General features: G+C 74.1%; 1 pseudogene. It reads right to left on the bottom strand.

What is annotated here, in order from left to right:
* Window positions 1–1,162 (bottom strand): annotated as a pseudogene (locus C569_RS0129185) (polyketide synthase); the annotation flags it as partial.
* Window positions 1,163–1,194: the final 32 nt, after the last annotated feature.

Genomic DNA, 1,194 nt, shown 5'->3' with positions numbered 1-1,194 from the left:
ACACACCACCACCCAACACACCCGGCAAATCCACCAAACCACCCCACCGCAACGGCACCTCCAAACCCACCACCCGACCCAAACCCCACACCGCAGAACCCGCGACATCCACCAGCTCGTCCGAGCCGCCGACCGACACCGCCCCGCGCGTCAACCACCACAACCGGCCCGACCCACCGACGTCGGTCAGCGCCTGCACCACAGCCAGCGCCGTCGACACCTCGGCGGCGGCCGGAACCGGGGACGCCTCCCGCGGCTCGGCCAGCGACAGCAGGGACACCACGTGAGCGTCCCGGGCGTCGGAACTCATCGCCTCCAGCAGCAGCCGCGCGACCCGGTCACGGTCGGCGCCGGCCGGGACCAGCACCGGGACCGCCCGGTCGGCCCGGGCAGCCAACGCCGCGGCCACCGGGTGGTCCTCCTGACCGGGCACCATCAGCAGCAGCCAGGTTCCCGCCAACGTCGCGGAGTCCGGCACGGCGGTCGTACGCCACGTCGCCCGGTACCGCCAGGAGTCGACGACCGCCCGCTGCTGCGTCGCCCGCCGCCACCGGGCGAGCTTGGGCAGCAGCGCCGTGGACGGCTCGTCCGCGCCCACGGCGAGATCCTCGCCCAGCACGCCGAGGTCCCCGGACTCGACCGCCGCCCAGAACTGCTCGTCGGACGGGGCGTCGGCCCGCTCCGGAGCCGAGCCGGGCTGGGGGTCCTCCAGCCAGTAGCGCTGCCGGTCGAAGGCGTAGGTGGGCAGTTCCACCGCGCGCGGCCGGGTGCCGGTCTGGCCGAGGTACGCCGCCCAGTCGACGGCCATGCCGGCGGCCCAGAGCTGCCCGGCGGCACTGGTGAGGGTGGTGACGTCGGGCTGGCTGCGGCGCAGCGTGGCGACGTACCGCACGTCGTCGGCCGTGTCCGCCTCGGCGGCCATGGCGGTGAGGACCGCGTCCGGGCCGACTTCCAGGAAGGTGTCCACCCCCTGTGCCTGCAACGCCGCCACACCGTCGGCGAACCGCACCGGCTGGCGTACGTGCCGCACCCAGTAGCCCGGGTCGGTCAGCTCCGCCGCGTCCGCGACCGCGCCGGTCACGTTCGACACCACCGGCATCCGCGGCGGCTGCCAGTCCAGCCCCGCCACCACCGACCCGAACTCCTCCAACATCGGATCCATCAACCGCGAATGGAACCCGTGACTCACCGCCA

The sequence above is a fragment of the Micromonospora sp. CNB394 genome (assembly GCF_000374985.1).
In the GTDB taxonomy this organism is placed as follows: domain Bacteria; phylum Actinomycetota; class Actinomycetes; order Mycobacteriales; family Micromonosporaceae; genus Micromonospora; species Micromonospora marina.
Note: the sequence above shows the minus strand (reverse complement) of the source record. Positions and strands in the feature narration are given on the sequence as shown.